The organism is Methanocalculus sp., from assembly GCF_029762515.1.
Taxonomy (GTDB): Archaea; Halobacteriota; Methanomicrobia; order Methanomicrobiales; family Methanocorpusculaceae; genus Methanocalculus.
Genome location: NZ_JARVGN010000095.1, coordinates 1 through 6301, shown reverse-complemented (window position 1 = coordinate 6301; position 6301 = coordinate 1). Strand labels below are relative to the sequence as shown.

Genomic DNA, 6301 nt, shown 5'->3' with positions numbered 1-6301 from the left:
CAGCTTGAGCGTGAGGTGATCCCCTGGGCTCCTGCGATGTCAGCTGTTATCGATGCCTGTGGAAAATCCGGGCGGGGCGGCCTTGCCGTATCCCTCTGTATGGGTGATCCTGCCGGACTGGAGGAAGCATGGGATATCTTCTCGGTATTCCGGCAGAGGATTCTTCAGGGAATTGGCTCAGTCGAAGAGATCGATGAGGGGTGGTACCGGGTGAACGATAAGATAGTCTCGTCCGATGTTGCCGATCTCCTTTCAACCGATCTCACACGGTCATCCCCGGTCTTTGTGATCACAGGAGATGACGAACTCTGCTCTGTCTCTGCCAGAACGCCTCCGGGTCTCCACCTGGATCTTGATAACATTGTCAGGACCGCTGCTGCTGCTGTAGGCGGCAGTGGCGGCGGGCACATGAAAAGGGCAGGGGCGACAATTCCTGCCGGGACTGATACACTCTTCCGGCAGGCGGTTATGGAGGCGATCCCGGCATGAAGATTAAGAGTGGCCGGATCCGGTCATACCATGCTTCGCCCGATTGTGTTGCAGGGAGTCTCTCTCCTGACAATACGGACACTATGGAGATGCATATATCTCAGGAATATGTTGAAATGGTGATTCGCGACATGCCGTTGCGTTCGGCAATCGCAACTGTTGACGATTATCTGATGAACCTCTCGATTGCAGACTCACTCTGCTCCGAGAGGATAAAAAAGATGGAACAAGAACAGGCATAAATCGTAGTTTATGGTAATTTGGTGATACGATGGCAAAAAAGAAGCAGGTTGGACGCAGGGTCGAAGGCTGGAAGGCGAAGAGCTGGTACAAGGTCTATACCCCTGAGGTCTTTGGTAAAGTGTTTATCGGGGATATTGTCTCGGCAGATCCCGCAAACATGATGGGCCGCGTTATGCAGATCTCACTCGGTGAGATTGCACAGGACTACTCCAAACAGTACATCAAGATGCTGTTTCGGATTAACAATGTCGCAGGCGATGCAGCGTATACCGAGTTCATCGGCCATGAGGTGACCCGTGATTATATCCGTTCAAATGTTAAGCGGCGGACATCACGGATCGACACAACCGTGACCCTGAAAGTACAGGGTGGCCGTGAGATTCAGGTGACGATCACCTGTTTCACACTGAACCGGGCAAAACTCTCGCATATCCATGCAATCAGGGCAAAGATGGTTGAGGTTGTTACCCGCCTTGCCTCTGAGATGGATTACGATACCTTTGCAAAGGCAGGGGTAAACGGGGATATCTCGCGCGAGATCTTCAAGGAATCACGGACGATCTTCCCGATTCGCAGAATCGATGTGATCAAATCCGAAGCGGTCAGGACGGCAGCTGAGAAGGCTGCGGCCATTGCCGCATAATTTTTTTTTTCGCTCCACAAAGGGGCATACTCATAACATATTGAGGTGTATCTCTATGCAGGATGACTGCGCAGAAGATACTTCTCCTGGTACTTGACGGTATAGCTGATCGGCCGTGTGATGCACTGGATGGGAAGACGCCTCTTCAGGCGGCGGCAACACCTGTTTTAGACCGCCTTGCAAAGGAGAGCGTTTGCGGAATCATGGATACCATTGCACCCGGTATCCGGCCGGGATCAGATACTGCACATCTGAGCCTTCTTGGATATCCTCCCGAACGCTATTATACGGGCAGGGGACCTCTTGAAGCTGAAGGATGCGGGATAAAAATGGAAGCCGGGATGATCGGGTTCCGTGGCAATTTCGGAAGCCTTGATTCGAATGGAACGATCCTCGACAGGAGAGCCGGGCGGATCTCTTCAACTGAACCTCTCTGTGCTGCGATCCGGGATGGTGTCGATCTCTCGGCATTTGGTGTGGAACTATTCTTCGAACCTGGTGCCGGGCACCGTGCGGCTCTTGCATTCCGTGGGGAAGGGCTTGGAGCAGGTGTAACCTCCAATGATCCAAAACATGAACAGCTCCCTCCGCTTCCAATCCGGCCGATGACGGATGCCGGATCAGATCTCCACACATCCGAGGTGGCAAATGAGTTCCTCCGCCAGTCGCAGGAGATTCTCTTCGATCACCCTCTGAATAAGCAGAGGATAGCCGATGGGCTCCTTCCGGCAAATATTGTTCTGATCCGCGGTGCCGGGGTGATGGGTCGGTTTGAGCCGTTCCCCGAGAAATGGAGGATTACAGGGAGTGTTATCTCAGCAGCGGCCCTCATCTCGGGAATCGGATCAGCAGTTGGCCTTGAGCCGGTAACTGTACCGGGGATCACCGGATCGGCTGATTCCGATCTCACTGCAAAAATTGCATATACTGAAAAAGAGCTTGAGAGAAAGGATTTTGTGCTCCTGAATATCAAGGGCGCAGATGAGTTTGGCCATGATGGAAAGCCCCTTTTGAAACGTGATTTCATCGAGGTGATTGATTCTGCCCTTGCCCCGCTTCTTGAATGGAATGATATTGTCATTGCAATCTGTGCCGATCATACGACTCCGTGTTCGGTGATGGATCATTCAGGTGATCCTGTGCCGATCATCATTCGTGGTCCGGGTGTCAGGATTGATTCCGTTGCTGCCTTTGATGAGCTCTCCACAGCCGGGGGAGGGCTTAGCCGGATTCGGGGCGGAGATCTTATGCCGATACTGGTTGACTTGATCAATAGATCTGAGAAGTACGGAGCATGAGGTGCAGGTTGGTATGGAGGAGAATGCAGTCCCGGCTCAGAATGGTTCCGTCCCGGACGAGATTCAACTGGAACGGCTGACATTAAAGGGATGTGTCATCCCTGATAAAACCGAGCTGCAGGAACGCATACTCAAGGCACCGGGTGATGTGATCGTCGGCGATCATTCACGAATCGACTATGGGATATCCGGGTATGATGTCTTCATAGCAGAGTCCTGTACCCTGAATGGGGATGTAATCGCAGAGGGTGATCTCAGGATCGGCAACTTCTGTGAAATTGACGGCAACCTCGTCTGCGATGCAGATGCCTTCATCGGCGAGGGTGTTACGATCCGGGGCAAACTCTCTGTGATGGGGAATCTCGATATTGGTGATAACGTCATGATCGAGAAGGGATTTGATGCCCGCGGCGATATCGAGGTCCGAAACCCGATGCCGGTGATCCTCTATATCCTCCTCTATGTCCTGACGATGCTCAGGCTCGAACATGAGGAAGAGATCGACAGGTTCATTGAGGAGATCTGTGAAGATGATGCTCATCCACTTATGCTTCCCTCAAAAACCCACCTTGATGAGTCACGGCTTCAGGTGCAGACCTCAATTGTGATCGGCTCAGGATGCAGGCTCCACGGTCAGATCCGGGGAGAGAAGGCAACGGTTGGATCGAATACCACCCTCTTTGGAAGTATACGGGCAACAGATTCCATTGCGATCTCTTCTGGTACCGAAATTCACGGGAATGTGGAGGCCGGGCATGATATCGTCATTGAAGAGAATGTCCGGATACTTGGGAATGTGGAAGGGCAGCGGGTGACTATGGATGAGAATGCAACCGTTGAGGGTGTTATCAAATCAGTCGGCGGACTGACAATACAGAGGAAGAAGAGATGAAAGCTGAAGAGATTTTTGAGGTTCAAAACCTGACATTTGTTGAGCCTTCTTTTGGGGATCTATCAGGGATTGACTACCTCTCCGATCTCCTTGTCCTCCCCGCCAGAAGCGATTGTGCCAGGCTTCTGATTGATATGGATGATGATCCCCTGGCAGTAGCCCTTTCGGAAGACGGATCGGCATGGTGGGCATCAACCTGCCTGTACCGGCAGATGACGGGCGAGGAGATCGGACGATTTGAGGAGATTGGCGGCGATCTCTACCAGACAGAGCGGCATCTCTGGGAAAGGGCTGTCCGGAGGTCATTTGCCGAAGAGATCAGTGCTGCGGTAGATCCTGCATTTGAGGATGTTCCTCCGGACAGGACAGGAAAACTCGAATCCCTGATCCACGAGATATGGGGAAGTGAAGGATCTGGTCCATGCATCGACTGCTGCTGTGGCTCGGGGATCGGATCGGCTATTGTTTCAAAGATGGGGATGGAGCCGCTTGCCTATGATAATGATGAAGCGCTCATCGCCCGGGGGCTGATTGCAGGAAGGCTTGATCCGGAAGGAACCCTCTGCATTGATGGCAGGAGTGCCGATGTCTTCCTGCCTCCGGCTGAGAGGGGGCTTGGGATCATGCTCGGTGAGATTCACTCGTTTGGAACAGATCTCTGGGAAGAGCTTGTTATGGTGCTCTTTGATCTCTGTGAGGAGGCGCTGATCACTGTTGGGACCGAACGGGAGTCGGGGCTGATCAGGGAGTGGGGTGCATCGGTGGATCGGAAGATCGAGGTCTTTGAGAATGAGCGTGACCCGATCTATGATCGGTGGGTCTGTGTGGGGTGAGAGTTCTCACACTTCTTCACTCGGGCTTCCATCCATTAATTGCCGCTTCAGAAAGCATAAATACCCCTCTTCCATATTCAGCATATGCACAGAATGGTGAAGGGTTTACGTCAGTATTCCCAGGTTATTTTTTCTTTATCTGTTCTGCTTCTGGCATGTATCTTCACCTCGGGGTGTGTTGCAGAGGAGTCATCCGGAGCACCGGATCTGATCTTTCTGACAGAGGAATTCCCCCCATTCAATTATGATGATGGTGACTTAAAAGGGATCGCAGTTGAGCTCCTGTATGCTGCATATAAGGAGAAAGGGTTCTCATTGCCTGGGGATGCCATACGGATCGGACTCTTCACCGAAGGATATCAGACCGCACGCTCAACACCCGGATATGCTGTCTTTTCGACTGCGAGAAGACCCGAGCGGGAAGATCTGTTCCTCTGGGCAGGTCCGATCGCGTCGTACGATATCGTCCTCTTTGCACGCCGTGGAAGTGATATCACCGTTGCAGAGGATTCCGATCTCAACAATTTCAAAATTGGTGCAGTTGAAGATGATGTCTCGGTTCTGGAGCTGAAACGGGCAGGAGTCGATGATGCTCAGATCGTCACCGATCCTGATCCCATGAACCTGATCCAGATGCTCGATGCAGGGGAGATTGATCTCTTTGCCTCAGGTGATCTTGCAGGAGAGTACCTGATCGCACAGGTAACAGGGAAATACGGCTATTTTAACCAGATATACCGGCTCACGACCGTGGATCTCTATTATGCATTCAACAGGGAGACCCCGCAGCAGGATGTCGAATGGTTTCAGTCTGCACTTGATGCCCTGAAAAAGACACCCTCAGATGGTGGTTTGAGCCGGTACGACCAGATACTGAACCGCTATATCCCATCACGGGGTCTTGCCACCCTCACGTATATGACTGAAGAGCATTATCCTTACAATTTCATGGAGGATGGTGCCCTTCAGGGGATCTCAGTTGATATTCTGGATGAGATCTTCTCGGATCTGAATACTGATCTCTCCCGCGACCAGGTGATCCTCTCCACATGGGAAGAGGGGTACCAAAAGACACTATCTGTTCCGGGATACGTCATCTTTTCAACTGCAAAAACCCCTGAGCGTGAAGACTTGTTCCTCTGGGCGGGTCCGATTGTCAGGAGTAGATACGTCCTCTTCATGCGATCTGGTGAAAGCGTGCAGACGGAAGAGGATCTTTTAAAACTCTCTATTGGAGCGATCACCGATGATATTGCCGGAGATGATCTCCGGTTACTCGGCTATGAGAAGATCACGTACGCAACCGGCGCAGAGGAACTGATACAGGCACTCGAAGCCGGGGAGATCGATGCATGGGCATATGCTGAGTATCCCGGAATCAGGCTGATCGGGATGTATGCCGAGCACCCGGAATCGATCATCATTGGCTATCCCCTCACGATGCATGAGTATTATGTCACCTTCAACCGTGAGACTCCCGAGCCTCTTATTGTGGCGTTCCAGCAGGCGCTAGACCGGATACGATCTGAAAAGGATGTGTATGGGGTCAGCCGGTACGAGCGGATCCTCTATCGGTATCTCACCCCGGCATATGCAACCGATTTCCTGACTGAAGAGGAGGCAGTAGGGCTCGTCTCCCTGACAGCAGATGCACTTGAAGATGATGCCCCGGCAACGATCCGGGCGATCAATGCCGGGCGCCATCCATACAGAAATGAAAAGAAACCCGGACTCTATGTCTTTGTTTATGACACCGATGTGGTAATGGTTGCTGATGCAACGAATATCCATCTCGTCGGGGTGAGTTTCAAGGGGAAGACCGATGTGACGGGAGAGGCATTCCAGGACAAAATGGTTACTGGGGCATTGGAGAATGGTTCCGGGTGGGAGGATTATGTCTCTA

Annotated in this window: 7 protein-coding genes; all 7 read left to right on the top strand. The window is 52.1% G+C overall.

The genetic code is table 11. The features are described from left to right. Positions 1 to 489: DHH family phosphoesterase (locus QCH34_RS04765; protein WP_300330940.1), on the top strand; the 489-nt coding region annotated here is incomplete at its 5' end. Further along, entirely contained in the window at positions 486 to 731 is a 246-nt protein-coding gene (locus QCH34_RS04760) for a KEOPS complex subunit Pcc1 (protein ID WP_300330937.1), read from the top strand. The genes QCH34_RS04765 and QCH34_RS04760, both read left to right, overlap by 4 nt. Positions 732 to 760: 29 nt before the next feature. Beyond that, positions 761 to 1375 (top strand): 30S ribosomal protein S3ae, encoded by a 615-nt coding sequence (locus QCH34_RS04755; RefSeq protein ID WP_300330934.1) that lies wholly within the window; start codon positions 761 to 763, stop codon positions 1373 to 1375. 62 nt (positions 1376 to 1437) lie between these two features. Further along, positions 1438 to 2673 carry a 2,3-bisphosphoglycerate-independent phosphoglycerate mutase gene (locus tag QCH34_RS04750; protein WP_300330931.1) on the top strand — a complete coding sequence of 412 codons (1236 nt, stop codon included), beginning with the start codon at positions 1438 to 1440 and terminating at the stop codon, positions 2671 to 2673. 1 nt (position 2674) lies between these two features. Then, a complete protein-coding gene (locus tag QCH34_RS04745) occupies positions 2675 to 3565 on the top strand; it encodes a polymer-forming cytoskeletal protein (protein ID WP_300330928.1) in 891 nt (296 codons plus the stop codon). Further along, positions 3562 to 4398, top strand: a complete 837-nt coding sequence (locus QCH34_RS04740; protein ID WP_300330925.1) for a hypothetical protein — start codon at positions 3562 to 3564, stop codon at positions 4396 to 4398. Before QCH34_RS04745 ends, QCH34_RS04740 begins: the two co-directional genes overlap by 4 nt. Before the next feature lie 84 nt (positions 4399 to 4482). After that, positions 4483 to 6301, top strand: a 1819-nt coding sequence (locus QCH34_RS04735; RefSeq protein WP_300330922.1) for a transporter substrate-binding domain-containing protein, incomplete at its 3' end; no start/stop codon positions are given.

Coding starts and splice junctions, on each gene's coding strand:
- QCH34_RS04760 (WP_300330937.1), top strand. CDS start 486: ATGAAGATTAAGAGTGGCCGGATCCGGTCATACCATGCTTCGCCCGAT.
- QCH34_RS04755 (WP_300330934.1), top strand. CDS start 761: ATGGCAAAAAAGAAGCAGGTTGGACGCAGGGTCGAAGGCTGGAAGGCG.
- QCH34_RS04750 (WP_300330931.1), top strand. CDS start 1,438: ATGACTGCGCAGAAGATACTTCTCCTGGTACTTGACGGTATAGCTGAT.
- QCH34_RS04740 (WP_300330925.1), top strand. CDS start 3,562: ATGAAAGCTGAAGAGATTTTTGAGGTTCAAAACCTGACATTTGTTGAG.